44 protein-coding genes and 1 pseudogene are annotated in these 25,854 nt (G+C 58.8%); 25 read left to right on the plus strand and 20 right to left on the minus strand.

Annotation, left to right across the window (positions count from 1 at the left end):
- Position 1 precedes the first annotated feature (1 nt).
- Genes ASC96_RS22305 through ASC96_RS22360 form a run of 14 tightly spaced genes read right to left on the minus strand, consistent with a single transcriptional unit; the run spans position 2 to position 4,993 of the window.
- Entirely contained in the window at positions 2-196 is a 195-nt protein-coding gene (locus ASC96_RS22305) for a hypothetical protein (protein WP_060505279.1), read from the minus strand.
- A complete protein-coding gene (locus ASC96_RS22310; protein ID WP_060505280.1) occupies positions 193-570 on the minus strand; it encodes a hypothetical protein in 378 nt (125 codons plus the stop codon). Before ASC96_RS22310 ends, ASC96_RS22305 begins: the two co-directional genes overlap by 4 nt.
- Positions 567-773, minus strand: coding sequence for a hypothetical protein (locus ASC96_RS22315; protein WP_060505281.1), 207 nt, complete (start codon positions 771-773; stop codon positions 567-569). The genes ASC96_RS22310 and ASC96_RS22315 overlap by 4 nt, the downstream gene beginning before the upstream one ends.
- Complete coding sequence (locus ASC96_RS22320; RefSeq protein ID WP_060505282.1) at positions 770-958, minus strand: hypothetical protein; 189 nt, start codon at positions 956-958, stop codon at positions 770-772. The genes ASC96_RS22315 and ASC96_RS22320 overlap by 4 nt, the downstream gene beginning before the upstream one ends.
- A complete protein-coding gene (locus ASC96_RS22325; RefSeq protein ID WP_060505283.1) occupies positions 955-1,302 on the minus strand; it encodes a hypothetical protein in 348 nt (115 codons plus the stop codon). Before ASC96_RS22325 ends, ASC96_RS22320 begins: the two co-directional genes overlap by 4 nt.
- Positions 1,299-1,475: a hypothetical protein gene (locus ASC96_RS32940; protein ID WP_156397702.1), complete on the minus strand. Its 177-nt coding sequence runs from the start codon at positions 1,473-1,475 to the stop codon at positions 1,299-1,301. Before ASC96_RS32940 ends, ASC96_RS22325 begins: the two co-directional genes overlap by 4 nt.
- Positions 1,472-1,768 (minus strand): hypothetical protein, encoded by a 297-nt coding sequence (locus ASC96_RS22330; RefSeq protein ID WP_060505284.1) that lies wholly within the window; start codon positions 1,766-1,768, stop codon positions 1,472-1,474. The genes ASC96_RS32940 and ASC96_RS22330 overlap by 4 nt, the downstream gene beginning before the upstream one ends.
- Complete coding sequence (locus ASC96_RS22335; RefSeq protein ID WP_060505285.1) at positions 1,765-2,175, minus strand: recombination protein NinB; 411 nt, start codon at positions 2,173-2,175, stop codon at positions 1,765-1,767. The genes ASC96_RS22330 and ASC96_RS22335 overlap by 4 nt, the downstream gene beginning before the upstream one ends.
- Before the next feature lie 2 nt (positions 2,176-2,177).
- Complete coding sequence (locus tag ASC96_RS22340; RefSeq protein ID WP_060505286.1) at positions 2,178-3,140, minus strand: recombinase RecT; 963 nt, start codon at positions 3,138-3,140, stop codon at positions 2,178-2,180.
- A complete protein-coding gene (locus ASC96_RS22345) occupies positions 3,137-3,391 on the minus strand; it encodes a hypothetical protein (RefSeq protein WP_060505287.1) in 255 nt (84 codons plus the stop codon). Before ASC96_RS22345 ends, ASC96_RS22340 begins: the two co-directional genes overlap by 4 nt.
- Complete coding sequence (locus tag ASC96_RS22350) at positions 3,391-4,410, minus strand: hypothetical protein (protein ID WP_060505288.1); 1,020 nt, start codon at positions 4,408-4,410, stop codon at positions 3,391-3,393. The genes ASC96_RS22345 and ASC96_RS22350 overlap by 1 nt, the downstream gene beginning before the upstream one ends.
- An 18-nt stretch (positions 4,411-4,428) precedes the next feature.
- Positions 4,429-4,569, minus strand: coding sequence for a hypothetical protein (locus ASC96_RS32945; RefSeq protein WP_156397703.1), 141 nt, complete (start codon positions 4,567-4,569; stop codon positions 4,429-4,431).
- A 5-nt stretch (positions 4,570-4,574) separates the two neighbouring features.
- Positions 4,575-4,766, minus strand: a complete 192-nt coding sequence (locus ASC96_RS22355; protein WP_060505289.1) for a hypothetical protein — start codon at positions 4,764-4,766, stop codon at positions 4,575-4,577.
- Positions 4,763-4,993 (minus strand): hypothetical protein, encoded by a 231-nt coding sequence (locus ASC96_RS22360; protein ID WP_060505290.1) that lies wholly within the window; start codon positions 4,991-4,993, stop codon positions 4,763-4,765. The genes ASC96_RS22355 and ASC96_RS22360 overlap by 4 nt, the downstream gene beginning before the upstream one ends.
- A gap of 167 nt (positions 4,994-5,160) precedes the next feature.
- Between ASC96_RS22360 and ASC96_RS22365 the strand changes: the two genes are divergently transcribed.
- Together ASC96_RS22365 and ASC96_RS22370 are read left to right on the plus strand one after the other, a co-directional pair.
- Complete coding sequence (locus tag ASC96_RS22365; protein WP_060505291.1) at positions 5,161-5,400, plus strand: hypothetical protein; 240 nt, start codon at positions 5,161-5,163, stop codon at positions 5,398-5,400.
- On the plus strand, positions 5,390-5,698 hold the full coding sequence (locus tag ASC96_RS22370; protein WP_060505292.1) for a hypothetical protein: 309 nt from the start codon (positions 5,390-5,392) through the stop codon (positions 5,696-5,698). The genes ASC96_RS22365 and ASC96_RS22370 overlap by 11 nt, the downstream gene beginning before the upstream one ends.
- Before the next feature lie 37 nt (positions 5,699-5,735).
- Here ASC96_RS22370 and ASC96_RS22375 read toward each other — a convergent pair whose 3' ends face one another.
- Together ASC96_RS22375 and ASC96_RS22380 are read right to left on the minus strand one after the other, a co-directional pair.
- Entirely contained in the window at positions 5,736-6,806 is a 1,071-nt protein-coding gene (locus ASC96_RS22375; protein ID WP_060505293.1) for a RelA/SpoT domain-containing protein, read from the minus strand.
- 3 nt (positions 6,807-6,809) lie between these two features.
- Complete coding sequence (locus ASC96_RS22380; RefSeq protein ID WP_060505294.1) at positions 6,810-7,550, minus strand: S24 family peptidase; 741 nt, start codon at positions 7,548-7,550, stop codon at positions 6,810-6,812.
- A 315-nt stretch (positions 7,551-7,865) separates the two neighbouring features.
- On the opposite strand from ASC96_RS22380, the pseudogene ASC96_RS22390 reads away from it, so the two are divergent.
- The 6 genes and pseudogenes from ASC96_RS22390 to ASC96_RS22415 all read left to right on the plus strand — a co-directional run.
- A pseudogene (locus ASC96_RS22390) lies at positions 7,866-8,117 on the plus strand (DUF2312 domain-containing protein); the annotation flags it as partial.
- A gap of 656 nt (positions 8,118-8,773) precedes the next feature.
- Positions 8,774-9,121, plus strand: a complete 348-nt coding sequence (locus tag ASC96_RS22395) for a hypothetical protein (RefSeq protein ID WP_060505296.1) — start codon at positions 8,774-8,776, stop codon at positions 9,119-9,121.
- 3 nt (positions 9,122-9,124) lie between these two features.
- Entirely contained in the window at positions 9,125-9,328 is a 204-nt protein-coding gene (locus ASC96_RS22400; RefSeq protein WP_060505297.1) for a hypothetical protein, read from the plus strand.
- Positions 9,325-9,543, plus strand: a complete 219-nt coding sequence (locus tag ASC96_RS22405) for a hypothetical protein (protein WP_060505298.1) — start codon at positions 9,325-9,327, stop codon at positions 9,541-9,543. Before ASC96_RS22400 ends, ASC96_RS22405 begins: the two co-directional genes overlap by 4 nt.
- 166 nt (positions 9,544-9,709) lie before the next feature.
- The gene (locus tag ASC96_RS22410) at positions 9,710-10,099 is read left to right on the plus strand and encodes a hypothetical protein (RefSeq protein ID WP_060505299.1); all 390 of its coding nucleotides are present in this window, start codon (positions 9,710-9,712) and stop codon (positions 10,097-10,099) included.
- Between the two features lie 124 nt (positions 10,100-10,223).
- A complete protein-coding gene (locus tag ASC96_RS22415; RefSeq protein ID WP_060505300.1) occupies positions 10,224-12,305 on the plus strand; it encodes a DNA cytosine methyltransferase in 2,082 nt (693 codons plus the stop codon).
- A 5-nt stretch (positions 12,306-12,310) separates the two neighbouring features.
- Here ASC96_RS22415 and ASC96_RS33470 read toward each other — a convergent pair whose 3' ends face one another.
- Positions 12,311-12,487 (minus strand): hypothetical protein, encoded by a 177-nt coding sequence (locus ASC96_RS33470; protein ID WP_200956647.1) that lies wholly within the window; start codon positions 12,485-12,487, stop codon positions 12,311-12,313.
- Positions 12,488-12,552: 65 nt separating this feature from the next.
- On the opposite strand from ASC96_RS33470, the gene ASC96_RS22420 reads away from it, so the two are divergent.
- Positions 12,553-12,753 carry a hypothetical protein gene (locus ASC96_RS22420; protein ID WP_060505301.1) on the plus strand — a complete coding sequence of 67 codons (201 nt, stop codon included), beginning with the start codon at positions 12,553-12,555 and terminating at the stop codon, positions 12,751-12,753.
- A gap of 35 nt (positions 12,754-12,788) precedes the next feature.
- On the opposite strand, the gene ASC96_RS22425 is transcribed toward ASC96_RS22420, so the two are convergent.
- Positions 12,789-13,022, minus strand: coding sequence for a DUF982 domain-containing protein (locus ASC96_RS22425; RefSeq protein ID WP_060505302.1), 234 nt, complete (start codon positions 13,020-13,022; stop codon positions 12,789-12,791).
- Between the two features lie 89 nt (positions 13,023-13,111).
- Between ASC96_RS22425 and ASC96_RS22430 the strand changes: the two genes are divergently transcribed.
- The 7 genes from ASC96_RS22430 to ASC96_RS22460 are packed head-to-tail and all read left to right on the plus strand — an operon-like array spanning position 13,112 to position 16,346.
- On the plus strand, positions 13,112-13,690 hold the full coding sequence (locus ASC96_RS22430) for an MT-A70 family methyltransferase (RefSeq protein WP_060505303.1): 579 nt from the start codon (positions 13,112-13,114) through the stop codon (positions 13,688-13,690).
- Positions 13,687-14,049 (plus strand): hypothetical protein, encoded by a 363-nt coding sequence (locus ASC96_RS34060; RefSeq protein ID WP_060505304.1) that lies wholly within the window; start codon positions 13,687-13,689, stop codon positions 14,047-14,049. The genes ASC96_RS22430 and ASC96_RS34060 overlap by 4 nt, the downstream gene beginning before the upstream one ends.
- Positions 14,046-14,429 carry a DUF1064 domain-containing protein gene (locus ASC96_RS22440; protein ID WP_060505305.1) on the plus strand — a complete coding sequence of 128 codons (384 nt, stop codon included), beginning with the start codon at positions 14,046-14,048 and terminating at the stop codon, positions 14,427-14,429. Before ASC96_RS34060 ends, ASC96_RS22440 begins: the two co-directional genes overlap by 4 nt.
- Positions 14,422-14,892: a DUF1376 domain-containing protein gene (locus tag ASC96_RS22445; RefSeq protein ID WP_060505306.1), complete on the plus strand. Its 471-nt coding sequence runs from the start codon at positions 14,422-14,424 to the stop codon at positions 14,890-14,892. The genes ASC96_RS22440 and ASC96_RS22445 overlap by 8 nt, the downstream gene beginning before the upstream one ends.
- Positions 14,885-15,529: a hypothetical protein gene (locus tag ASC96_RS22450; RefSeq protein WP_060505307.1), complete on the plus strand. Its 645-nt coding sequence runs from the start codon at positions 14,885-14,887 to the stop codon at positions 15,527-15,529. The genes ASC96_RS22445 and ASC96_RS22450 overlap by 8 nt, the downstream gene beginning before the upstream one ends.
- A complete protein-coding gene (locus tag ASC96_RS22455; protein ID WP_060505308.1) occupies positions 15,526-15,741 on the plus strand; it encodes a LuxR C-terminal-related transcriptional regulator in 216 nt (71 codons plus the stop codon). The genes ASC96_RS22450 and ASC96_RS22455 overlap by 4 nt, the downstream gene beginning before the upstream one ends.
- A gap of 56 nt (positions 15,742-15,797) precedes the next feature.
- Entirely contained in the window at positions 15,798-16,346 is a 549-nt protein-coding gene (locus tag ASC96_RS22460) for a transcription termination/antitermination NusG family protein (protein ID WP_060505309.1), read from the plus strand.
- 501 nt (positions 16,347-16,847) lie between these two features.
- On the opposite strand, the gene ASC96_RS22465 is transcribed toward ASC96_RS22460, so the two are convergent.
- Positions 16,848-17,246, minus strand: coding sequence for a hypothetical protein (locus tag ASC96_RS22465; protein WP_060505310.1), 399 nt, complete (start codon positions 17,244-17,246; stop codon positions 16,848-16,850).
- Positions 17,247-17,803: 557 nt separating this feature from the next.
- On the opposite strand from ASC96_RS22465, the gene ASC96_RS22470 reads away from it, so the two are divergent.
- The 9 genes from ASC96_RS22470 (at position 17,804) to ASC96_RS22510 (ending at position 25,153) form a co-directional block, all read left to right on the plus strand.
- A complete protein-coding gene (locus tag ASC96_RS22470; protein ID WP_060505311.1) occupies positions 17,804-18,418 on the plus strand; it encodes a terminase small subunit in 615 nt (204 codons plus the stop codon).
- Positions 18,382-19,836 carry a PBSX family phage terminase large subunit gene (locus ASC96_RS22475; protein WP_082512220.1) on the plus strand — a complete coding sequence of 485 codons (1,455 nt, stop codon included), beginning with the start codon at positions 18,382-18,384 and terminating at the stop codon, positions 19,834-19,836. Before ASC96_RS22470 ends, ASC96_RS22475 begins: the two co-directional genes overlap by 37 nt.
- Entirely contained in the window at positions 19,833-21,248 is a 1,416-nt protein-coding gene (locus tag ASC96_RS22480) for a phage portal protein (RefSeq protein ID WP_060505312.1), read from the plus strand. Before ASC96_RS22475 ends, ASC96_RS22480 begins: the two co-directional genes overlap by 4 nt.
- 6 nt (positions 21,249-21,254) lie before the next feature.
- Positions 21,255-22,370 (plus strand): hypothetical protein, encoded by a 1,116-nt coding sequence (locus ASC96_RS22485; RefSeq protein WP_060505313.1) that lies wholly within the window; start codon positions 21,255-21,257, stop codon positions 22,368-22,370.
- 3 nt (positions 22,371-22,373) lie between these two features.
- Positions 22,374-22,823 carry a hypothetical protein gene (locus ASC96_RS22490; RefSeq protein WP_060505314.1) on the plus strand — a complete coding sequence of 150 codons (450 nt, stop codon included), beginning with the start codon at positions 22,374-22,376 and terminating at the stop codon, positions 22,821-22,823.
- An 11-nt stretch (positions 22,824-22,834) separates the two neighbouring features.
- Positions 22,835-23,878 (plus strand): major capsid protein, encoded by a 1,044-nt coding sequence (locus ASC96_RS22495; RefSeq protein WP_060505315.1) that lies wholly within the window; start codon positions 22,835-22,837, stop codon positions 23,876-23,878.
- 73 nt (positions 23,879-23,951) lie between these two features.
- Positions 23,952-24,293, plus strand: a complete 342-nt coding sequence (locus ASC96_RS22500; protein ID WP_060505316.1) for a hypothetical protein — start codon at positions 23,952-23,954, stop codon at positions 24,291-24,293.
- Positions 24,294-24,296: 3 nt separating this feature from the next.
- Complete coding sequence (locus tag ASC96_RS22505; RefSeq protein WP_060505317.1) at positions 24,297-24,797, plus strand: DnaT-like ssDNA-binding protein; 501 nt, start codon at positions 24,297-24,299, stop codon at positions 24,795-24,797.
- Positions 24,797-25,153, plus strand: a complete 357-nt coding sequence (locus ASC96_RS22510; protein ID WP_060505318.1) for a hypothetical protein — start codon at positions 24,797-24,799, stop codon at positions 25,151-25,153. The genes ASC96_RS22505 and ASC96_RS22510 overlap by 1 nt, the downstream gene beginning before the upstream one ends.
- A gap of 4 nt (positions 25,154-25,157) precedes the next feature.
- On the opposite strand, the gene ASC96_RS22515 is transcribed toward ASC96_RS22510, so the two are convergent.
- Positions 25,158-25,802: an SLATT domain-containing protein gene (locus ASC96_RS22515; protein WP_060505319.1), complete on the minus strand. Its 645-nt coding sequence runs from the start codon at positions 25,800-25,802 to the stop codon at positions 25,158-25,160.
- Positions 25,803-25,854: the final 52 nt, after the last annotated feature.

A 25,854-nucleotide genomic window follows, 5' to 3' on the forward strand; every position in this document is an offset into this window, starting at 1 on the left:
TTTATTTCTCCCCGCGCAATGCAGCGTGAATGTCCTGGTAGTTTTCGGCTATGATCGGCTTTGTCGGCTTGTGCTGGCGACGGAGCGTGGCGATCTTCTGCTTTCGCTCGGCGACGGCGGGCAGGGCTCGGGCGAGCTTCCGAGCGTCGCTGCGACCTTTCCACCAGTCGCAGATTTGACGGACGATCCGGTTCATGATGACGCCTCCGCATTGGCAAAAGCCAAGAGCGCCGGCTGATAAGCGAGCTTCCTCAACTTGGCTCGCATTCTCGAATCGTTGCGGATCACCGGGCCGGTATTGCCGTCGATGCGTCCCGGCTCCGGAGCTACCGCCATCGGCTCTACCAACGAGCGCAGGATCGGGAACCGGATCAAAGAACCAAGCTCGACGGTCGTGTAGTAGCCTCCGCCCTTCATGACGTCGGCTTCGGTGTAGTCGCCTGCCCATACGAGCGGATAAGCGTAGTTGGCGTTATTCGGACGCCAGAATGTGACGTAGGGCCGCCGGTTCCACTCGACGCGGAGATCGCAGATCAGGAAGGGGCCGGGAGTGTTCAGTGTATCGCTCATGCCGATTTCACCTTCTCTTTGATCGCCTCATAGGCAGCCGTAGAGCAGACGATCTGCGTCGTGCCCTTGGTGTCTTCATGAGGGAGGAAGCCCATGTTGATGTGGCCGGTCGCCAAAATGCGGCCGAGATGGTCTTTGAAAAAGTAAGCCCCTGGCATCATGCGAGGGTCTTCGACGACGCGCAGGCCAAGAAAGGGATTCATGCGCCGAACCTCTTCTCGACGACGGCGACTTCCTCGCCCGTCAGCGCGGCATGCGCATCGGTCAGGAGACGGAACGCCTCAGTGCCAAAGCCGATCTGGTAATAGAGCTTCTCGTCGCGCTTGGAGCGATTGAGCAGGTAGGCAATCGCAGCACTGGCTTTCTGGATTTTGATTTCGTCGCTCATGACGCCCTCCTGTCGCGGTACCGGAGGTATTCGATGAACGTCATCGAGCAGTCCGCATCGAGATAATCCTGATACCGCTGCTTGCTCCTGGATATCTTTGGCGGCGATGGGCTGTTTGCGACAGCCGCCTGCTTGCCTTCATCGGTAACAGTGAAGCAATCGCTGCCTCCGAAGAGTTTGACGTTGGCAACGCGGGACATAAAGCCGAGTTCGAGAAGTGCCATACAGTCGGCGTGATCCACGCTGCCTTCGCCGGTGACAAACCGATTGCGATAGAACGTCCCCCGCCCATATTGATCGAGGCCGAGCGAGTGCTGAAGGATGTGCAGGAGATCCGGCCTCATGCTTCACCGCCCTTCGCAGGGTCATCCTTGCGTCCGCGAAAATATTCGAGTGCGGCCTCTGCTACTGAGGTTTCGGCAAGCTCTTCAACATCGCGGCCGAGTTCGATGGCGATCACCCGGAGGCGCATAACGGTCTCAGGCGTTGCCAGAATTGTCAGGGTGCAGAAGCTCATATCGCCACCTCATCCGTCTGATCAGCCGGAGGGATAACCACGTCCGGCATGACGCCGTCCATCATATCGGCAAGCGCACGAAGCATCCCGGCCGACTTGCGAGCCTCGTCTTGATGCTTCCTGATTTGCGAATGATAGCTGATGGCCGCAGTGAACTTGATTTCCGTACCCACTCCTGCACCCAGCTTGCGCCAGTCGTCGCTGTAGGAACTGTAATATCCGGACGCCTGCGCTGCTTCGTCCTTGGTCATCTGGACGATGTACCCGTCCTTGGTCTCGCCAATGATTTTCATGCCACTTTCCTCTTAGGCTCGGACCAAACGACGTCGTGCTGAGCGCCGAAGGCGAAAATGATTTCGATGAGCGACGTCATCTCGTCCTTGGAAAGATCAGATGACGACGTGCTGAGATTGACGAAGCCGGTACCGTCGGTGTTCGGAACGATGCGAAGCTGCTCATGCGTCTCGCGCCGCAGGGCATCGAGCATGACAAGCTTCCAGTCATCCGGTGCCAGGCGCTGGCCGTGCCACGCAAGCTGTCCTGACAGATCCGTAAGCATTGCCCACATGCGGTCATTCTGGGGAATGGTGCGCTTCGGGCCCTTGAACTCGACGCGCGTATCCAATGGAGCGCGTCGAATCCAATCGATAGCCTTCAGACGGAAAGCTTCGTTTGCCAGGACGAGAAGCGCTCTGCCCATGATCAGCCAGCGCTCACAGTTGAGAGAGCGGAAAGGCGGCGGTCGCGGATAGCATAGGCCGCATCGATCATGTCGGCATGTCCTTCGGTTTCGAGGACCGCCGGCGCGTCGAATTCAGTCCAGAGTTCTTCGACGTCGGCTTCATCCTTGGCGCTGGCCAACGAGGTCTCGATCTGATCGAGGAAGTCGCCGAGATTGAATTCGGCTTCGGCGGCCTGAGCGGGTTCGGCCTCAATAACCTTCGCGGAAGGCGGCGCAGGCGGGGCAGGAGGCTTCGGTGGCTGCGGTTTCGTGACCGCCGCCGTCGCTGGCGTGACGTCGCGCATTTCTTCCATGTCAGCGATCTCGCGAACCTCGAACTCGTCGCGAATGCCGCCCAAGACGTCGCCGAACAGCTCTCGGAGGCAATAACCTGCCGCGCGCCATGCCAGCATGCGCTGGGGGAAACGAGCCCAGGGTGTGTCGTTCGGGACATCCTTCCAGACTTGCTGGTTGTTTTCCCATATCTTGCGGCGAATCGTCGGGCTGTTCGGCCACAATCCGGCGCGAACCGCGTCAGCCTGACTGAACTCGACGCGTTTATCTTCTCCGGTGTCGCTGCGCTTCGCTTCACACCAACCTACCATTTGATCGTTGACCGTGTCGCAGCCGGTTCGAAGATAGGTCACCCTTCCGGACTGCCTGACGACGTTGATCAGGCCATCGCCATACAGCGCTGGCTTTCCGTTGATGACCGTGAAGCTGCGAAGCGAGACCATCGGCTTCAGTCCAAGCTCGGCTCCCGACATCATCGAGACCGCTACAGCGCTGATCGCGTCCTCACCTTCAAGCTTCCCGATAAGTGCAGCCGGGGCGAGGCCAGCCACATAGACGGCCTTGGCCACACGCCACGTTTCCTCGAAGGTCTGCGGGATGATGGCCATAACCTGGCCACCGCCGACGAGAGCGGGAATATGAGCGTTCATGCGACTTCTCCCTTGTCAGCTTCAGGCTCGACGATGCGAAGGATTTTTTTCTGAGCCATTTCGGAGGTGGGCTTGATCGCCATGACCTCGACGGTGGTTTCGCCTCGTGCGGTTTCGACGACGACTTTGTCGCCGACGTTGACGGTCAGGGCTTCCGGGATGAAATAGTCATAGGTCTTTTCATCCTTCTGCCATTTGAACTTGATGGCAGCGACGGCGAGTGAAGTGGTGGTGTTGAGCAGCTCGGTCATTATGCAGCCCTCTGTTCGGAACGGATCGCCATACCGGCCAACTCGACGCCGGACTTCGCGGCGCGGTTGGCAAGGGTCTCGACGACTTCGCGGATTTCCTGACGATCCTTCAGCGCCATCAGGAGCTTGTCGAAATCGGTGATCTCGGCAAACGTGAAGGTGCGGAGCGAAACCTTGGCGCCGGTCCGGCCTGCGGAAGCGTTGCGCGCCTGAGCGTCGCGGTTGGCCTGCGCGGCCTGCTCTTCCAGCCGTTCCGCCTCGGCGAGCCGGTTGTTGTGCTCGGCGATGGACACCGGATCAAAAGTCGGCTTGGCAGCTGCCTTTTCGGCCTCGGCACGGGCGGCGTCGGCTTCTCGCTGGATGCGATCGGCTTCGGCGCGGGCAGCGGCTTGCCGTTCACGTTCCTTGCGGGCCTCCTCCTGCAGGAAGGAATCCAGATGGCGTTTGAGCTTCTTGCTCAGCGCGTCCGGCTCTTCCTTGAGGTCGCGCCATTTGTTGTCCACGTTACGGCCAGCATCGAGATGCGGCTGCTTCTCGACCTTGTGCAGGTCGGTCGCCTTCTTGGCGATGGTCGCCAGCCGCTTCGACCAGATCGCCGATTTATCGGCCTCGGCCTGCGTTTTGATCGGCGTCTTCATGAACGCCTCGGCCTGTTCCTTTTCGGCCGCGTATTCCACCTGGAGGGCTTCGAACGGGTCGGTCGGCAGATTGTGGCCGATTGCAGGGGCAGGCGGCTCGTCGTCCCACCCAGCGCCGTCGATAGCCTTCTGATAGGCCTCATAGTTGATCGGGTGGGTCCGGCAGAAGTTCCAGGCGTCGGCGGGATCAACCATGCGCTCGCCGCGCATCGCCTTCCACTCGCCACCCTCGAACCACAGAGCAACCGGCTCCCACTGGCCGTCCTTGAAACGGGTCCGATAGTATCCCTGCTCGGGCTGGCCCTCATGCATAGGACCAAAGCGGCCCGCGCATGCTTCCTGCCACCAATGCCAAAGGTTCACTGCTGCGACTGCGTTCATTGCGATGGTCCTTTCGGGTTAAAGCTGAACTGCGACGGCCAAGCCGAGCGCAAAGAAGATCGTGGCGGCGATGGCCAGCCAGTTGTTCGGATCGCGCGGGCTGATTGCCGACGGCGTGAGCGTGATAAAGGGGCGGATGACCAGATCGGGACGCGTCATCGCCGTTACTCCGCCGCCATCTGGAACTGGCGCGGACGCTCAGCCTGAGAAATGAAGGAGCCGCGACCGAAGCCGGCGTCCCGAAGGATCGACAGAGCGGCATCAACTGCCTGCTGGTGCGCGCGATCCTCAGCGTTGTTCACGGCGCCGCCGAGAGCTTCGATCTTGTCGTAAAGGGAGTGGAGAGGCGTGTTCATGCCGCCACCTGCAGGGCATGGCGCTCAGACTGTGCCGAGATCAGCATCTGGATCAGTTCGGTATGCTTGCCGAGCGTCCAACCGGCAGGCTTTGCCCGAGCGGCGACGATCTTCCGGCACTTGTCCTGATGGAAGCGGATGTTCTCTGCGAGGTAGATCGAAGCGGCGCCGGGGCTGCGAGTGTTCGCCTCGTCGATGATCTTCTTTGCTGCTGCCTGGATGTCCATGTCCCAACTCCGGTAAAGCGGTATGTTGAGATGAACGTACGTTATGTACGATAGAGTGTAAAGTACATTTTGTACGATTTACGGCGGGCTGGTATTTTTGCCCGAGCCAAAGAATCGATTCGACTCTCCGCCGACGTTCTGCTTTCATAGAACGAAAGGAGAACAAAATGGGCTATGCAGTTCTGAAATCAGCCGCGCCGTTCACACTCCACATTCGGTGCGAGAACTGCCTGAGAGATAGTTTCAAAGTGGTGGAGATGCCCGTCGGTGACGACGTGCCGCGCGACGCCGACGAGCTGATCGAGAGTGTATTCTTGGAGAAAATCCCATTCCGCTGCCGACCCTGCGATAGCGTCATTGGCCGGCTAGTCGGAATCAGTGGAGGAGGAGACCCCTATGCCTACTGAGAGAGACGTGATTCAATACATAGTGGTCCCGCCATTCGAGCAACGGGATAAGATCATCGCATCGAAGGAACGGCTTGAGCATTACCTGGGCGGCAGGTTTCCCGGCAACTCGTTCATGGTCGCTCCGTTTGCGCCGATAGGCGGGGGCGATGAGTTTTGCGTATTGCCGATCATGAACTTCGTCGGCGACGACGGCGATTCCTACATGTGCAAGGAGCCGAAACGATGGTTCATGCAGGAGATTGCGCAGGTATGCAGGGCGTTCACAAACTACGGCAAAGCTGGGTGCGCGGCGTGAAAGGTTGAAATAACAAATGCCTATAGGATTGAAAAATCTACACGTTTGGAAACATTTTATTTCGCGGAAGATTATTATCGCTCAAAAACCTTTCTAAACTCGACAGAAAGAGACGAGTATCGCCAAAAAAGTTTGGGTAGGCCTTTTGAAGGTCTTTGATAGAATCTACGGACACAAGCACGGCTTGATTAAGCGAATTCGAGAACCGCATTTCCGCTTCCGCGTAATCAGTCTTCGCCTGATCAGACATGCGGGTGGGATAGGATGTCATCCGCACCTCGCTGGTGCTAGGCATCAATTCAAGAAGATACCAATAGTCCTTGCCGTTTTTATACCCTTGAACCTGCTTTCCTATCCGTGCGTAAGACCGCAACATATATGGCACGTTAAGGCTGGCCGACAGTTCAGCAAGTTCTTCACGCAACTCCTTGGTGTCTAAAGGGGTAAGCGGCACAGGAGTTTGACGTTCATACAACGCATGCACCGACCCCATAAGCGCGAAAAAACGTCGCCACTTTTCGGTGCCAACACCAAATTTGATATTCTCTCCAGTGAAGGCATCGATTGTTTCAACCGCTGTCGCCCATGAGTGCTGCAGCTTTGTACGTATCTGAACCTCAATGCGCAAATTATTCCACGGCGAAGCTGTGGCACGTCCTGCAAACCTATATCGCATATGGATGCTGCGATACCCGTCGGACTTTGGGTTATCAATATAGTTGTCAACCTTGTGCAATGTATGCTTTAGCGGCCGATCAACGTACATGCGCAAAACCTCACCAAGGTTTTTCATGCCGCCAACTACAGCCCGGCATCCACCCACGTCTTGCATTTGGGACATCTGCATAGTCGGACGTCGCCTTAGCTTACGCAGGACAGAGTCAAGTCGCTTAAGTCGTTGTGCCGTAATGGCTGTCTGATCCACGGACAGCACCCGGTTCCGTAAGGTCGTGTTGAGCGCATTTAGTGGGTAGCTATGTGAGGCACGCCAGTTCGAGAGCAGTTGAAGCCCATCGGTCCACTCGGTGGCATTGCAATTGGTAGCGAACAGTCGACTGCAGCCCTTATCTAACTGGTTCATGGAGCAGGACGGCTTTTCGTATGCCATTGTTCAGAACCCCGGCATTTCATTCATGACGCGCCTGACGAGCGCGATAATCTCGACCGAAACTCCATCATCCGCCTCGCTGTCATGATGCACGACAATCGGCTTGTGCTTGGGGTTCGATGATCGCGGGTGAAATTCAGCCCGGTCGTTATAAAGCTCGATCTGCTTCACCGACCATTCACGGAAATGTCCGCTGTCCCGGGTTCGCTGCACCACGACGACCATGCCGTCGCGGAGCTCAACCTCGTGGGCCACGTCTTCATAAGCCAGGCAAACCAGCCGGTCGCCGGATAGGATGGGGCGAGGGCGCAGCTCGTTCAGTGAATCGCCGCCGACGTCAAAGAGCAACTGCCTGGCGTTCGGAAACTTCTCGTCGCGCGGAACTTGGATCTCCACCGGCTCCGACTGGTCGAATTCGTCGACCTCACGAAACGTTCCAGCTTCAACAGTGCCCGCCACACGTGCCGCAACCAGGCCGGATTGATATAGGGACACCTCGGGCTTTCTTGCAGGCGTAGAGCCGTCATCTGCAGCATTCTCGCCGAAGAGTATCCAGCCGGCTTTTGCCCCGAAAAGGTCACCGTATTTCTCTGCGGCTTTGCGGGAGATCGGCCGATTGCCATTTTCATGGCTGATCAGGGTGTTCTTATTGATCTCGCGAGGGAAAGCGTTCGCCGCATCTGTTGGCGAGGCGAAGCCTGCGGCCGCCCGCGCTTCTCTCAATCTGCTTTTCGGATCCGTCATTCGTACAATATGACCGATTTTCATCGTGCAATGTGTACGATTTGCTATTGCGTTACTGTCGTACTTTTTGTACGATATAGGAATGAGCAACTCACCTTCTTCCATTTCGGCCCTCATTGATCAGTGGCCCACCATCGCCGAATTCGCATCCGATGTCGGTTGCGGATACGAAGCCGCCCGCCAGATGCGCCTGCGGGAAAGCATCGCCCCGAAGCATTGGCCAGGCGTCATCGCTGCGGCGTCGGCCAAAGCGATTAGGGGCGTCGATTGGAAATGGCTGGCTGCTCGCCATGCATCAGCGGTGAGGGCATCAGCATGAGTGACGCACACGGCGTAGCCAGAGATCAGCTTCGTTCGTTCATCGAACGGATCGAACGTCTCGAAGAAGAGAAGAAGACCATCGCCGACGACGTCAAGGATGTTTACGGCGAGGCGAAGGGTATGGGCTTCGATGCCAAGATCCTGAAAGAGGTCATCAAGATCAGGAAGATGGACCGCGACGAGCGTATGGAGCGCGAGGCGATCCTCGATACTTATCTCGCCGCCCTCGGCATGATCGAGCAGCCTGATTTCTTCGCTGGCGAGCCTGTCGCGTCGACGCCAACCAGATCGGCAGCAATGGCACTTCAATCCCCGCGCAAGGCGGCGGAGGCGGTAACCGAGAGGACCGCGTTCAATCCCGTAGCGAACGTCGGGGAGGGGGCAACCAGCAAGACCGCTGCTGCTTCCAGTGATCCGGCTAGTAGGACCGATGATGTGCGTGAGCGTCAGCACGCCTCGACGGTCGGCTTTGCTGACGATTGCCGCACGGGAGGCAAAGAACAGGTAGCTGCGGCTCCTGTACCCGTAGGGGAGGCCGATGCACGTAGTCTCCCCGCCAATTCGCCGGAAACGGCAGACGATGTTACCCGGCCCGCAGCCTTGGCGGTTCCCGGCGGCGAACCGAGCATACCAAGCCCTGATGATGGTGGCGCAAAAATGGATGGTGGCTCTAACCGCTATCCAGGCCGTTCCGACGAAACCGTCGGCATTGACAACGCTCAATCGGGACAAGCCGTCACCACTCCCAAGCCCGCGCTGTCCATGGACGAGTTGAGGATCGCGAACGCTCTGATCCTGCGCCCGAACTGCAAGCGGCCCGGTCAGGAGACCTGCGGCGGTCAAGGCCGAACCCATTGCCGGGACTGCCTTGCTGCGCCGGTCGAAAAAGTGAGGGAAGAAGCATGAGCACCTGGTGGAAGAACGCATCAACCGAAGATCGCCTGAAGCAGATCGACGCCGGTATCTCGCTGGGAATGACTGCGCGACAGGTCGCAATGAACCTGCGCGTCCAGTTGTATCCCGGTAGCCGAGAGAGCGCGGTGTCTCGGTTCGCCAATAATCATGGCCGGTTCTTCAATGGCCGCTCGGGGAAATCTCCTGCGAAGTCGGCCGCCGGTAAAGCTGGTGGCCTCGTCTCGGCACGTCGGCGAGGCGTCATGAACCTCAGCATATCCAGCGCCTTTTCGATCTTCGGAGATGAACAGCCCGAACGACTGGCGTCCGACGCCCTCAATTTCGAGGGAGCCTGAGCCATGCGGGATTTCGAGAAAGATTTCGCCCGCATCTTCGGTGATCCGATCGATGTACAGGCGCAGGTGGCCGTCGAGAACGGGACGGGCATTCGTGCGGCGGTACCGCGTCCCGTTCTCGACCGACCGGCAAGCGAGTGGACGGAAGCCACGAGGATAGCAGCCGTCGATGAACTCGCTCACATCTTTGGGGAGATCAAGTCGTGAATTCATTTGCGAACGTTCCCGATCTTGTTCTCGCCATCAGTCTCTATGGTTTGTCAGTCTTGGCGCTGGTGCTGCTGGGCTTCGTCGGCATGGCTGCGGTTCACCGTTGGAAGGCTAATGCCGCGCGTGAGAAGCGCATCGCGTCTACGCCCTCAAAATTCGATGAAATTCGCGCCTCGATCCGGCGCGCAGAAGACGCCGCTCGGCTGCAATAGCCCCGGCGTCGGAAACGATCACGGCGACCAGATCGCCGATAATAACGGGTTCGCATGCGGCGGGCCTGAGTGAGGCGGGGTCAGATGACCCTGCAAGGTCAAAAAGCCCCGCCTCGTTTTCCAAAGTACCAATCCTGCGCATCGCAAGTCTCCGTTCAACAAGGAGATGATCGCACAGGAGACCGACAAGGTGTTGTCAAAGCGTGACAAGAAAACGTCGAACAAGGGCAAACGCATGAGTGACGTGTTTTACGCTCAAAACTTATTCAGGGAAGCTTTCCCACAGCGCCGATACGGAAGCGTGAAGGCTGCGCTCTATGAGGCGCATCGCTTTATCTCTCGTCGCGTGCGGAAAGACTTCACCGAACGTCGCGTCCGCTCCCTTTGGGAAGGAACTGCAAAGCGCGTCGATGCCGAAGAAATGGAAGCCTTGAAGGCCGCACTTATGGAGGAAGGCCACCGTGAGCAAAGAGAACTCCGTGCCCGTCTGGCTTCGCTGGATGAAAAGCTTGCCGGTTATGCGGCGGCTGCTCATCGCGAGACGATGGCGGGCTAGAGCCAACAAATGGGCCGACCGGGCAGACTGGTTGACCGACGACGATCCACCAGGCGGCTAACTCCTCCCGGCCGCCCAACTGCAGCGCAAATGCGGATTTTCTTTTCAGCACGAAGGACAAGCAATGTTTAGGCAACCGCTCACTGATGATGTTCTGTCCTTCAATCCGGCAACCGTCGGCCGTGGTGCGCCGCTGATCGTCGACAGCTTTGCCGGCGGCGGCGGAGCTTCGACCGGCATCGAGATGGCGCTGGGCCGTTCGCCTGATATCGCCATCAACCACAATGCCGACGCGCTGGCCCTGCATGCCGCTAATCACCCTGACACGCTGCACCTCTCGGAAAACATCTTCAAGGTAGACCCGCTCGACTATGTCGCTGGTCGCCACGTCGGGCTGGCTTGGTTCTCACCTGATTGCAAACACTTCTCCAAAGCCAAGGGCGGCAAGCCGGTTGAGCGCAACATCCGCGACCTGGCTTGGATCATCGTGCTCTGGGCAGAACGGGCAAAGCCTGACGTCATCATCATGGAGAACGTCGAGGAGTGGAAGGAATGGGGGCCGCTGCTGGAAACAGTGCGTGGCTTGATGCCGTGCCCTGATAGCCGTGGCCAGACTTTCCAGAAATGGTGCAAGGCCATGCGCCGGGCCGGATACAAGTTGCAGCACCGCGAGCTTCGCGCCTGCGACTATGGTGCCCCGACGATCCGCAAGCGCTTGTTCGTCATTGCCCGCCGCGACGGTCTGCCAATAGTCTGGCCAGAGCCGACGCATGGCAAGCCGACCGACAGCGACGTCATCGCCGGGAAAAAGCTGCCTTGGCGCACGGCTGCCGAGTGCATCGACTGGTCGCTGGCTTGCCCTTCCATCTTCGACACATCGCCACAGATCATGGCGAAGCACGCGCTGCGTGCCGTTCGTCCGCTCGCTGATGCCACGATGTCCCGTGTTGCCCGTGGCATGAAGCGGTACGTTCTCGATGCCGAGCGACCGTTCATCGTCAACCTGACCCATGGTGCAAGGCTGGAGGATCTGGCCGAGCCGTTCAATACCATCACCGGGGCGAACCGAGGCGAGAAGGCGGTGATATCCCCGTCGATCACGCGGTTTAATTCCGGCGCAACAGGGTCGGACATGCGAGAGCCCGCGCCGACGATCACGGCCAACAGCTATATCAAGCGGCCTGGCGGGTGTGCTCCGCTCGGGATGATCGCGCCGCACCTGATGACCATGCGCAACGCCGGCAAGCCGTTCAACGGGGCCGATGAGCCGACGCATACGATCACGGCGGGCGGGGCGGGGCTGACACTGGTCGCGCCGGTCCTGACAGCAGCTCAACACGGCGGTTCCGTGCGTAGCGTTGAGGAGCCTCACCACACTATCACAGCCAGCAACAAGGATCAGAACTCGGTCATCCTGCCGACGCTGATCCAGACTGGATATGGCGAGCGTGAAGGCCAGCAGCCAAGATCCCTCGATGTCGGCAAACCTCTCGGCACGATTGTCGCTGGCGGCGTAAAACATGCCGCCGCCGTCGCGTTCGTCGCGCAACACAATAACGACAGCCGCCGCGAAGGCGGGGTCAATCCCGGCCGCGATATGGCGGAGCCGCTTTCGACCGTGACGCAGTCCGGAAGCCAGCAAGGTGTCATTTCTGCCTTCGTCGCCCGTCAGTTCGGAACCTCGACCGGCCAGGCCATCGATCAGCCGTCAGCGACGGTCATGGCCGATGGTGCCGGCAAGTCGCAGCTGGTGACGCCATACCTGCAGAAATACTACGGCACAGGGGACGGGGCACGCCTCGACGAGCCTCACCACACGGTGACGACGAAGGATCGGTTCGGCCATGTGCAGGCCGAGATTGCCGTCCCGCCGTTTACTGAGGATCAGGCGGAGCGGGCACGACAGGTGGCCGATTTCATGCGGTCACACGGCTTCTGGGATGAGCGGGAGTTCGTCACGGTTGCTATTGGCGGCCTGACCTTCGTCGTCGTCGATATCGGTATGCGGATGCTGACGCCGCGCGAACTCTATAACGCGCAGGGTTTCCCCAATGATTACCGGATTGATTCCGACATCGACGGCAAGCCGTTCAGCAAGAGCGTCCAGGTGTCATGCGTCGGCAATTCCGTATCGCCGCCGGTGGCGCGCGCCCTTGTCGCCGCCAACTGCCAGCACCTCGTCGAGTATCGCGAGGCTGCCGAATGATCCGGTTAGCTCAAATCTTTCAGAACGTCACGGATGCTTGGCTCGTCTGGCCCCGGGCCCGGCTTGTCGTCGGGAGCGCGATCCGGATTGGTATCGCCCGGCGCCGGATCGGGTACATCGATGGGCGGAACGGGCGGGGTCGGGCCGGGAAAATCTGGGCCGGGATTTACGGGAATCGTCATGGTCAATTCTCCTTGGTTGATCACGTCAAACACGTCTCCGGTCACAATGTTCCGGGGAGGGCGGCATGACCGAACCTACCGAGATGATCGACTGGCTCGACCGTCGCATCGCCAGCGCAAACCTTTGGCTCGAAGACCATGGCAGGGAGGCAAAGAGGCCTCGTCCTGAAAACGAGATTTCCACCAAGGAATATGACGTCGCTCGGTTCGAGGAAATCCGTGCGGCCTATGTGAAGGCGCTCGAGCGGCGGGGGCAGGCGGCATGATCCAGGTTCTCCCCCAGACACTGCCTCCATCACACTTATCGCAGGATGCCGGCTTCCTTCGCCGCTGCCTCAAACGCAGCCCGCGCCTCTGCGTTCGGGACAACTCCCTTCGCTGCATCCAGGCATGCCTTTCGCGCTGCAGCGTAACTCGGGCTCTTGGTCTCTGGCCAGGACTTCTTCAGGAGCGCGACCGCCTCTCGGGCGTTCCTGATGACGAGAAAACGATCCTCAATCTTCAACTCAACGTTCGCATCCCAGATGCTGATCATAGCGTCCTCCGAAGGTCCGGCGTTCCACAAACGTATTTTAGCGAGAACTGTTCCACTCGAATGCTTCTGACACAATTCTTGGTGGCAGCATGAGGCTCTTCCAAGACACATGGCCCTTCGGCGACCTGCACCCGCACAGCTTCGATTTCATCATGGCGGATCCGCCGTGGCGTTTCGCCGTGCGCTCGGAGAAGGGGGAGGGCAAGTCTGCGCAGGCTCATTACAAGACCATGCCGCTCGACGAGATCAACGCTATGCCGGTCCTCGACCTTGCTGCGCCGAACTGCACGCTCTGGCTTTGGTGCACAGCGCCGATGCTTCCGCAGCAGCTGACGACCGTCCGCGCATGGGGTTTCACCTACTGCACCGAGGGTGTGTGGGTGAAGATGACCAAGCACGGCAAGGTGTCGTTTGGCACGGGCTACGGCCTGCGAGGTTCGCATGAGCCGTTCATCATCGCCAAGCGGGGCGAACCAAAACTGACCAAATCCACCCGGTCGGTCATTCACGGAAAGGTCCGCGGCCACTCCGAGAAGCCAGAAGAGGCCTATCACGAGGCCGAAAGGCTGATGCCTCGCGCGAACAGGCTCGACCTATTCAGCAGAACCGACCGCAGGGGGTGGACTGCTTGGGGCGACGAAGCCGGCAAATTTGGAGAGGCCGCATGACCTTAGCTCGCGTGCAATTCATGATCCATCGTTGCGGCGACAAAAGCTTGCCGAGCCTGATCCGCAGACATTTTTCGCTCCATAGCAAGCGTGCAGCATTGCTGTGCGTGCAGGTGAAGGCGTCCAGGTTTCCCCAAGGCTCGTCGGTTCAAGATTTCAAAGGCCTGAAGAGGGCCGCAAACCTTCAGAACAGGGCCGCCCGGCATCTGCACGATCACAGGGCTCCATTGGAGTTGAGTGGGGTTGAGAATTTCATTCGGATGCATTGCCTTCCTCCAATCGAATCACTCCCGGGCTCGGAACGCGAAGGTGAGACATTTGTTCCGGCGTTCGTGAAAAATATCGGAGAGGCGGCATGAACATCCATCTCACCCGCGAGGAGGGCCGCCAGCTCCTCTCCCAGAAGAAGACAAAGCGCGGCAACAAGTACAACGCCAAGCGCGTCCTCCATGACGGATACTGCTTCGACAGCATCGCGGAACGAGACCATTACATCGACCTCAAAGTGCGCGAGAGGCTGGGCGAGATCTCCGAAATTGATCGTCAGCATCCGTATGAGCTTTGGGTAAACGGGCTGATGGTCTGTATCTACAAGGCGGACTTTCGATATTGGGACCATCGGACCAAGCGCCGGCACGTCATAGACGTGAAAGGTGTTGAGACCGATGTATTTAAGCTGAAGCGCAAGCTTATGCGCGCTTGCTACGGCATTGAAATCGAGGTGGTCAAAAATGGCTGACCTCCCGTGCATGCCCTTCTGGACCGATGCCTATCTGGCCGACACCCAGCACCTGACGACGGAAGAGCACGGCGCATACCTGCTTCTCCTCTTCCAGGCGTGGCGCTCGCACGACTGCTCGCTGGCCGACGATGACGACATGCTCTCCCGTCAGGCCGGTGTGTCGATGGCGAAGTGGAAGGGGATGAAGTCCATCGTCATGGCCTTCTGGACCCTCGATAAGCGCCGGAAAAGATGGGTGCAGAAGCGTCTCAAAATTGAACGCGAAAAAGCATCGGTCAAAAAGGCCAAAGCACGCGATAGCGCTGCAAGTCGTTGGAAAGGCAAGGAAAAGGGTGATGCGAACGCATTGCGAACGCAATGCTACCCTGAACCTAAACCTAAACACTCTTTTTCAAAGAGCGCTAGCGCGCAAAAAAAGTCCACCCGCCAATCAATTATGGAGGTTTTTAACGATGCATGACCTCGTGTCGAAAGACATCTTCGATCGCCTTCCAGAACAATACCGCCGTCGAGCAAGACAGATCGCGGCAAGGGTCGCCGAGATCGACCGACTGCTTGAGCCGGGTAAACCAATTGCCGTCCGAGACGCCGCGCTGCGAATTTGCGGCCAGTTGCGGCCGCAGCCGGAAATCAAGGTCGACGAGTTCGCCGCGGAGTTCCGCGCGGCCTGTGCCGATCTGCCGGAATGGGTCGTATCCGAAGCCGCCAACGATTACCTGGCGGGTCGCGTCGAAAACCACACCGGCCAGTTCGTCCCAACCTGCGCGGAGTTCGCCAGGCACGCCCGGTCAATCGTCCGGCCATTCGCAGCCGAGCGGGCAGGGCTCCGCAATGAAGCCGAGCGGCTATTCCAGCGCGCCGAAGATGACCGTCGGCGCGAGCTGATCGCGATCGAGCGGGCAGACCCGTCCGTGAGGAAGCGGGTGGCCGCCATGGTTCGGAAGGCAAAAGCAGGGGCGGCCGTCATCTCCACCGATCACCGCCATGCCGGTACCGACGACGAGACGCAAGCCCGCCTCGACGCCATGAAGCGCCGGCCAGCCGAACCGAAATCCAAGATTTCTCAAAGCCGGATTGCGAAAGGAGCACCACGATGAACATCCACATTCCAGTTTGCCCGCTCAGCGCCCGGCAGCTCGAAGTCATCAAGTGGCTTTCGTTTGGCAAGTCGGCTGAAGAGATCGGCATCATCATGGGCATCAAGCGCCGAACGGCTCAAGCTCATCTCGCCCAAGCCAAGGACGCGATCGGAGCGGGCAAGAACACCGCGCTCGTCGCCACGGCTCTTCGCGAGGGCTGGATCCAGTGACCTACACCACCAAGAATTGAGCGCGGCGGCGGCTCAACATACAGCGAGGAAACACCATGACCACAGCAGCAGAAGCAGCTCAGAACTTCCACTGGTTCGCATTGCGCGTACCGCCCCAGAAAGAGCAGGTGGCGCAGCTCATCCTTCGCCGGAACGGGCTGGCGACCTTCCTTCCGGTTCGCCGCGAATGGCGCCGGCGCAACAAATACACGAAGACCAAGGAGCTGCGCACATATCCGCTCATGCCGCGGTACGTGTTCACCGGATTCTCCAAGCGTATCCCGATGTGGTTCGACGTGTTCAAGCTCCCGCTCGTCACCGGCGTTGTCGGAATCAGCGGCAAACCTATGAAGCTTGACCAGGACGGCATGGAGCGGATCATGCGCCTGTATCAGAACGCCATCGATGCACCGAAGGAGCAGAAGTGGATGGAGACCCACAAGGAGTTTGCCGAAGGCGATAACGTCCAGATTCTCGGCGGCTCGTTCGATGGCCTCGTGGTCCCTGTTCTTGGCATGGATGGGCCGAACGCAAAGGTGTTGATATCGCTTTTCGGAGGAGAACGTTCCGTGAATATAGCAGTTGATCAACTTGTTGCCGCGTAGTATAAACCGGGGTAGGGCGACTTCGGCTGATTTGCGTCAACTCGACGCCGACGAAATCCAGAGAACGCGACTTGCGTTCTTCCGTTCGGAATGCCATGCCCTGTGGTCGCGGTGCTCGACATCAGGTAAAGTACTTGTTTTGGACACAATCACCGACTATATGACTCTCATCGGCATTGCTGATGAGCGCTGGAATAAATCTGCCGCTCGCAATTGCCGTGTTGTTGCTTTTCACTTTTGACCACGGATGTACTGGCTCTGGTAGTTAAGCGATAATGAGGAAGGTCGGTGCGGTTTCGCCCCGGCCTTTTTTGTTGCGTTAAGAGCGCCACGGCCAGGCTCATCATGCGATTGCAGCGAGCTAACGGGAAGCGGCAGGCGGCGGCATAGAGATACGAGCGGCGGCTATGGTCGGTCGAACCGTGGCAGGACGACATCGGGGTTTCACTGGGAGGCCTGTACCAACCAAGCCCGTCCTGAGAGCCGGTTACTGTTTTGGCTTTATCCACCAACGGTAGAAACAGCGTGCACCTGCATATCGTCTCTCACTTCGTAGAACTTGTTCCCGTCGACGTAGATCGTGTGGCAAGTGGCCTTTTCCCCCTTGTTCGTGGCGCAGGCCTTGTCACCTTTAAAAGAAAGTTTCGCCTTTACAGTGATCTCCTTACCGTTGGCATTCGCTTTGCCGGTGATAGATTTCTTCGCCCAATCCCACGTCAGGCCGGCAGTAACGGGAATCCCAAGGTCGAAGATAACTACGGACACAGGCTTGCCATCGGCAAGTGCCTTAAATTCATCCATCGAAACCTTTTTGGCGTCCTTGGGCAGGTCGATCGCCAAAGCGCTGAGCCCCGACGCCGAATATAGGAGAAAGCAACCGAAGAGCGCGGCTTTGCGCATGATGAACCCCCTAAAAAACTTAATTTTAGGATGTGCTTATATCACTAACTGAAGAGGTGGACAATCAAGCTATGGCGCCGGCTACACCTGGCACTCGCTGCGTGCCTTCGGCGTCACCGAATTTCGCAAGATCGCCGATCTCCGGCCGGTCTACCGAGAGAGCTACGACACCCACGGGCTATCCCTCGAACCGGAACGAATGCGGTAGCGCTCCCGCAGTCCTGAAATGGAGAGCCGGGCTTAAACGCCCGGTTCGAGATGCCCCAGCAAATGTCCAGTTTGGCACCACCTGATGTCCCGCTCTGTGTCCTCACTGAGGGTAGAGATCGAGACATCAAAGGCAGATGTCACACAGCGGGTAATCTGAATCAGTTGCCTGCCATGAATGCATCGGTCTGAGGCAATGCATACAGGTGGTGTCCGCGCCTCGCAGGCTCGGGTTGTTCAATGCCAGTGTCTGCTCGATGCGCGCCCGCTGGTTAGCCTCATCACGACGTCTGATCTCAGCGGTAATCTCCTCTTTGGTAAAGCCCACGTCTGCCCCCTAAGGTTCGTTCATGCCAGTCCTGAAAAACACCCGGCACGAGAAGTTCGCCCAAGAGTTGTCGAAAGGCAATACAGCAGATGACGCATATGCATCCGCAGGCTTCAAGCCTGACCGCGGCAACGCGTCTCGCTTACAGCAGAAAGACAACATCAGACAACGAGTCACCGAGCTTTTGGAGTGGCAGCAAACGGTAGAGCGTAAGGCCACCGAGAAGGCCATAGACAAGCTCGCCATCACGAAAGAGCGCGTCCTGGCAGAGCTTGCCAAGATCGGGTTCGCCGACATCCGCAAGGCCATCAAGTGGCAGGGCACTCTCGTGACCGAGGAAGACAATCCCGACGGCGGTGATGTCCTCGTTATCAAGAACGTGGTCACCAACAACGTGACACTGATCTCTTCCGACGAGATCGACGATGACACGGCCGGCGCAATTGCCGAGATCAGCCAGAACAGCACGGGCGGCATCAAGATCAAGCTCCACGACAAGAAGGGTGCGCTGGTCGATATCGGCAAGCACCTGGGCATGTTCGTTGAACGGCACGAGCACTCAGGACCAGACGGCGCTCCGATACAGACCGAGACGAGGACATGGCGAGAGGTGCTGCGGCAAGAGACGAAGGGCTGATTGCTGCCGCCACGCTGACCAACCCGGCGCTGTTTGAGTTCTGGGAGAAGGTATTCTTCGGAGAGAACGATATCGCCGTCCTTCATGGCGGCCGGTCGAGCTCGAAGACCCGAGATACAGCCTGCCAGTTGGTCCGGTTGGTCGATCACGTCGGCGTTAAGATGCGCGTAATGTGCATCCGGCGCTTTCAGAACCGGATTCAGGAGTCGGTCTATACCGAACTGAAGTGGGCGATCAGCCACCTTGGCCTGACGGATGCCTTCGACGTCCAGAAGACGACGATCATCCACCGGCGGAGCGGTGCGGAGTTCATCTTCTACGGCATCGAGCGCAACCTTGAGGAAATCAAGGGTACGTCCGATATCGACATCCTATGGGTGGAAGAGGCCGAAAAGCTTACCGGCGACCAATGGGACGTGATCGCGCCCACGATCCGCAAGGAAGACAGCCTGGCGATCCTTCTGTTCAACCCGAAGATGGTCACCGACTACGTCTGGAAGAACTTCGTCATCAACACGCCGCCGCACTGTGTGGTGCATCAGATCAACTACACTTCGAACCCTTTCCTTTCGGAGAAGGCCAAGCGCGACATCGCAGCGATGCAGGAGCGCGATCCCGAGACCTTCGAGCACATCTACGGCGGCGTGCCACTCGGCGACAGTGAGCTTTCGATCTTCAAGCGCCGCTGGCTGGACGCATGTGTTGATGCCCACAAGGTGCTTAAGATTGAACTGACCGGCCGGAACATCATCGGTTTCGACCCGGCCGACGACGGCGAGGACAAGAGCGCGACGGCCGACAAGATCGACGGCATCTTCACCGATGCCGAGGATTGGTCATCCGGCAAGGATCAGCTCGTCCAGAACGCTAAGCGGGTATGGGCCAAGGCAAAACACGCCGAAGCGACGGTCTCATACGATACGATCGGCGTCGGCGCCTTCGTTGGTGGCTACATCGATGAGCAGAACGAGACGAACGGCGCCAGCGTGGAGCATTTCGCCTTCCATGCCGGCGGTGCTGTGATGGACCCTGACAAGCCGAGCGATGCGCTGAACGGCAACAGCCCGCTCAACAAGGACGAATATCTGAACCTGAAGGCGCAGGCATGGGCCAATACGGCGCGCAAGGCCATGTTGACCTTCAATGCCGTGACCAGAGGGCAGGCGATCAAGCCGGAAGACGTTCTGTCGTTCTCGTCTGCCATCGGTAAGGAGAAGCTGGACGCGCTCTTCACCGAGCTATGCGTGCCATGGTGGGTCGAGACTGAAGGCAAGAAGCGCGTCGTTCCCAAGCTGAAGCTGAAGAAGGACCTGGGCGTGAAGTCGCACAACCTGGCTGACGCAGTGATCGCGGCCGATAACGTCAACATTGCCACCGGCCCGGCCGTCGCCATGTTCCTGAGGAAAAAGCACCGATGAACCAAGTTGTAAGGCTGGCGAACTATGCCCAACGCCGCCTGGGCAGCATGTTCCCGGGTTTCTTTCCGGGCACGAACGTCAAGCACGACCATTACAAGGACTTCGGGTATCCGGCCACGCTCGGCTTTTCCGAACTCTACAAAATGTACCTGCGCAACGGCATCGCCGCGGCTGGGGTGGATAAGACCGCCATCAAGACGTGGCAGGACATCCCATATCTGCTGGAGCAGGAGCGGGACGGCTCGCAAAAGAAGACGAAGAAGGGCAAGAAGTCCGACGACGGTAACGACGAGACGCCGCTTGAACTGGAGATCCGCAAGAAGTTCGCCGCACTGCGCCTATGGGCCAAGCTGGCCGCCGCCGATCGCATGTCGATGGTGGGCGGATACTCTGGTGTGATCCTTCGACTTCGTGATGGGCAGGCATTCGACAAGCCGGTCGGCAAGGTGCCCGGTGGGCTGGACGGACTCTACAAGATCGACGCGGTATGGGCTGCACAGCTCACAGTCGCTGAGTTCGATACAGACGCCACCTCAGAGACTTACGGCGAACCGGTCATGTACCAGTTCAACGAATCTGCCGTGGATACCGGACAGCAGAACAATCGCCAGCTTCGCATCCATCCTGACCGGGTGGTGATCTGGTCTGACGACGGCACAATCTACGGCAAGTCCATCCTTGAGCCCGGCTATAACTCCCTGGTCGACATGGAGAAGGTCAAAGGCGCCGGCGGCGAGGGCTTCTGGAAGAACGCCAAGTCTGCCCCGGTGCTTGAGGTCGACAAGGAAGCCAAGATCACCGAGATGGCCAAGGTCATGGGCGTTTCGGTCGAAGATATCGCCGACAAGATGAACGAGCAGGTCGCCGATTATAACGCAGGCTTCGACCAGCTGCTCATGCTGATGGGCATGCAGGCCAAGACGCTTTCGGTCACGCTGCCATCGCCAGAGCATTTCTACGGGATCGCGCAGCAGGATTTCGCAGCCTCGATCAACATGCCGGTGAAGATCCTCGTCGGTATGCAGACGGGTGAGCGGGCATCCAGTGAAGACGCTGATGAATGGTCGCAGACGTGCATGTCGCGTCGGGCCAACATCGTGCACCCGAACATCATGGACCTGGTCAGCCGACTGCAGCGCTTCGGCATCCTGCCGGAGAAGGACTGGTACATCGATCAGTCTGACCTGACGGAAAGCTCCATGGTCGAGAAGGTAGATCGCGCCGTCAAGATGGCCGACGTCAACCAGAAGATGGGCACCAACGTCTATGTCTTCACCGACGAGGAAATCCGACAGGTCGTAGGGCTTGAGCCCTTAAGTGATGCCGACAAGTACCGCGACGAGCCGACGGATGATGAGCAGGCCGCCGCGCTCGGCAAGCCAGCCCCTAAACCGGCACCAAACAAGGAATAACCGAACATGCCCCAGGTACGTGTCAACGTCAGGTCACTGGCGAACGTGAAGGCTGTCCGCAAGGAAAAGCGCAATGGCCGTGACGTCGTGATCGTCCCGTCGGCAACCCTGCCGGACAACGTCATCATGAACGGCATCCTCTATCCGGCCGATGAGATCGGGAAGAGCTTCACCAGCCTGAACCGGACGCCGGCGCCGCTCGGTCACCCGACCATCAACGGCAAGTTCGTCTCCGCCTCCGATCCAGAGGGCATCAACCTTGGATACATCGGGGCTTGGAATGAGAACGTCCGGCGTGAAGGTGGCAGGGTGTTCCTCGACAAGGTGATTGACGTCGAAGTCGCCAACCGCTCCGAAGGCGGCAAGTCGGTGCTCGCGGCGATCGAGAAGGGCGAGGCTGTCCATACCTCGACTGGTCTGCTCTGCACTCTCGATACTGCCAACGACGCCAAGGATCACAAGCACGTCGCCCGTAACATGGTGTTCGACCACGATGCCATTCTGTTGGGTGAGGCTGGCGCTGCCACTCCCGAGCAGGGCGTCGGCATGCTGGTCAACGCCAAGGGCGAAGAAGAAGAAATTCAGGTCATCAACTCGTCGCTGACGGACGCTGCTGACCAAGAAATCGATTGGGCGGGCACCCGTCTAGTCGAGGCACTCAGGCGCCGGGAGAACATCGGCATCTGGGACAAAGTGAAAACCGCGATCATGGAAGCCGTCGGCTCCGGGCGGGTACCCTCAACCAACACGAAGGAAGACGATATGTCCGTCACTGACGAACAGTTCAAGTCGCTTTCCGATGAGGTCAAAACCCTCTCGGAAGGCATGGGAAAGATCGGTGAGACGATCGCCAACGCCGTGACCACTGCGCTTAAGCCGGTTCTCGACCAGCAGGCGGAGATGGTGGCCAACCAGAAGGCCAAGGACGACGCTGAACACGCCGAGCTGGTGGCCAAGGTGGTCAAGGCCAACCTCCTCGACGAGGCAACCGCCAAGGCCACCCCGCTGAACACGCTGCGCGTTCTCGCGCCAAAAACCGAGCCCGGCAAGGCTGCCCCGCTCAATTCCGCGTTCAAGTCCGGCGATACCAAGCCTGGCTTTCAGCCGCCGAAGGGAGAATAACCCATGGCCCGTTATAACAAGGTTTTCGCGGGCCCGGTCTCCGAGGTCCTCCCGCAGGTGCAGGAGCGCCTTTGCGCCGCTGCTATCTTGCCCGGTACCGCTCTGGTCGAATCCGGTACGAGCTTTGCTCAGGCCGGCGCCAACGCCCTCACCAAGATCTACATCGCTCAGGACAACTACCTGGCGATGAAGGGCGTTGATGATGCGTGGCTCGCAAATGACCGCATCGTCGGGATGGAGATGCTCGATGAGCAGTTCTTCAACGTTCGCATCCCGACCGGCGTCAACGTCGCCCGTGGCGCTCAGCTCACCACCAATGCGGCTGGCAAGTTCATCCTCGCAACCACAGGCCAGCGGGTGATCATGATCGCCGAAGAGGCTTACAACAACGCGTCCGGCTCGGATCAGCTTGTTCGGGCGCGTGTCGCCCGCAACCAGCTGGCAGCGGCGTAAGGAGACCCCAGATGCGCTATTTCTCTGAACAGCTCATTGCCAACTCCCGTCCGCATGCGGAATGGTGGGCCGACGTTTCGATCAACCGCGAGCACTTCCACCAGGTGGAAGAGCACATGGCATCGCTCTCGAACGCCGCCGCTGTCCTGCCCCGTGACGCGTGGATGGACATTGACAGCATCACTCGCCGCGTTCTGCGCGACGATGAAGGCGAAGTCTACATGCGCGACCTCATGGCGCTGGCTCGCCCGATCAACATCGGCAAGCTGGTCAGCATGACCCGCGTGGCATCTGACTCCGCGAACCCGGTCATCCGGTCCATGTCGGGCCAGGTACCGGTTCCGATGGATAAGGTCGTTTACGCCTACCGCGGCACGCCGGTTCCGATCTTCCAGGACGGCTACGGTCGTGAATGGCGGGAATGGAACACGCTCCAGTCGGAAAACTTCGATGCGATCGCCGACGACGAGGAAGCCGCCAACTCCAAGATCAAGAAGGACCAGGCAGACTATGTCCTGAACGGCGACACCTCGATCGTCTTCCAGGGGTATGCCGGCACGGGTATTCGCAGCAATCCTCTGGCGAAGGCGATCAACATCGGCGCCGCCGGTGCGAACATCGATCTCACGTCGCCAAGCACGACGTCCGACGCGATCGATACGTTCTTCACCCAGACGCTTGGCGCCATGCTCGACGCCCAGCTCATCACTGGCAAGGTCAACATCTACATCTCTCCGGAGATCGGACGAAACCTTGACCGCTCCTACTCCGGCGCGAACGGCTTCAAGGGCGGCACTCTGCTCAGCTACCTGCTGACCAACCGCCGGATCGGCAAGATCGAGGTGACCTTCAAGCTCTCGGGTAACGAGTTCTTCGGCTTCGTCCCTTCGTCCGAGTTTATCCGCCCGATCATCGGCATGGCCGTGAACACCACGGCCATGCCGCGCCTTTACCCCACAGCGAACTATCAGTTCCTGAAAATGGGTGCGATGGGCCTCGAAATCCGGGCCGATTACAACGGCAAGAGCGGCGTCTTCTACTCCACCAACACCTGATCCAGCGCTCCGCTCACCATCTGGGCGGAGCGTTTCACCCCCTCGATCATCACGGCTAAAGGAGGCCGAACCGATGAAGATTCGTTTGAAAGCACCGGAAGGGCTTAACTCCACCGGTATCTACGGCAAGAACGGCGAAGAAATGCCGGTCGGTCACGAAATGGAAGTCGCCGAAGAGCCGAAGGGCTGGGCAGGTCGCTACGACATTCTGTCCGGTGGGCCGGTCGAAGGCAGTGAAGCAATCACCAACCTGGCGGGCTATGTCGTGAAGGACAAGGGCGGGGCTTGGTTTGTCATCACCAAGGACGGCGAGGAAGTGACCAAAAGCTTCCGCAAGGCCGACGTCGAGGGCTTCGACACAATGTCCGACGAGGACAAGGAAGCTTTCGTCGATCTGCACAAGAAGGAAGCCTGATAAATGGCGGGCTACGGCGAGGACGCCACGTTCGCAGCGTGGCTAACCGACAACGGCTACACGCTGCCCGTGACCGCGCCGGCGCCCGCCGTTCTCCGCAATCGCGGCAGCCAATACATCGATGCTGTCTATGGTGACCGGTTCATCGGTCTCATTGCTGCCTTCGATCAGGAACGGCAGTGGCCGCGCACCGGGGCATCGCTCCGCGGTGTGGCTATCCCGTCCGATGTCGTGCCTCTGGCTGTCATCAACGCCTCGTTCTATGCCGCCTACCAGGAGGCAACGAACCCGGGCAGCCTTTCGGTCGTCGGATCCTCGGCCACAGCTGTAAAGCGCGTGAAGGTCGGCCAGATCGAGAAAGAATATCAGGGATCGTCCAGCGAAGACGGCTCTGCCGCGTTCCTCACCCCATTGATTTCGGTGGTTGACGGCATGCTGGCGCCATACCTGCGAGACCTCGACGCTCAATGCTTCGGCATCTGGTCGATCGGGGGCCGTTGCTGATGGCTACGTTCAACTATGCCGAGATCCAAGCCGTTGCCGCTGAACTGATCACTGAGTTCGGCCAAGCTGGCACCGTGACGCGCATTGCCCCACCAGACCCGGTGAACGGCGGCGATCCGGTGGAAACCGCTTATGGGGCAGTCCTCGTGCCTATGGCGTACGACCAGCGGTATTTGGACGGCACGACAATCCGAGCTGGTGACGTGCAGATTTATATCAGCTCGGTCGGACTGCCGATCAAGCCAACCGTGGGCGACACCGTGCTGTGTGGCGGCGTTGAGTATCTTGTGATGAACGCAGACCCGATTAATTTTGACGGCGTGACTAATGTCGTCTTCGTCTGCCAAGGAAGGTAGTCTGTCAGTCCACCGGCGATGCAAGGCCGTTGACTGCAGCTTGCACTGCCTCGGTTTCAGGCCATATCAGCGCCGCTGCGGTGACCAAGATTAAACCCGCCGCAATGATGAAGAGGATGATCGATGGATAGACGTATGCGCACCATACCTTGACGGTTTTGCACACGATACTCCATCGGGACATCTGGAAGTCTTGACGGTAGTCGAGCTGTTGCCGCCAGAAATCAACGTCATCGTGGTTCAAAGCATACTTCTGCAACACCTCGTTGTATCTACGAGAGATGTCCATGAACTGCGGTTCGTCCAACCCCGCAGATCGAAACTGGAGTTCCCGCTTGAGCTCTTGCATTTCTAGCGCGCTGCGGTGGAAGAGTTCTGCTTTCACTGCGTGGTTGCTGGCATACTGTAAGACTGACGATGCGAGAAGCAGGATCGAAAGCGCAATAGTCGTTAACTCCAACCAGCTTTGTCCAGTTTTCGTCAAAACAACAAATTTCGGAAATACGGTAAGTGCGATGATGAAGGCAGAAGTAAATGCAGTGAGTGCCGTGAGGCGCTTATCAACGTGACTGAGCCTCTTTGATGCATTGAAGCGCGCGCCGGCTGTCGTCTTCAGGGAGCGGAGTAGATCCGCAATTGTCTTTTCCATCATCTCAATCCCACGTTGCTACGCCTGCAATTAAGCGACGGAGATGAATGAA

This window comes from Rhizobium sp. Root1204, from assembly GCF_001424965.1.
In the GTDB taxonomy this organism is placed as follows: domain Bacteria; phylum Pseudomonadota; class Alphaproteobacteria; order Rhizobiales; family Rhizobiaceae; genus Pararhizobium.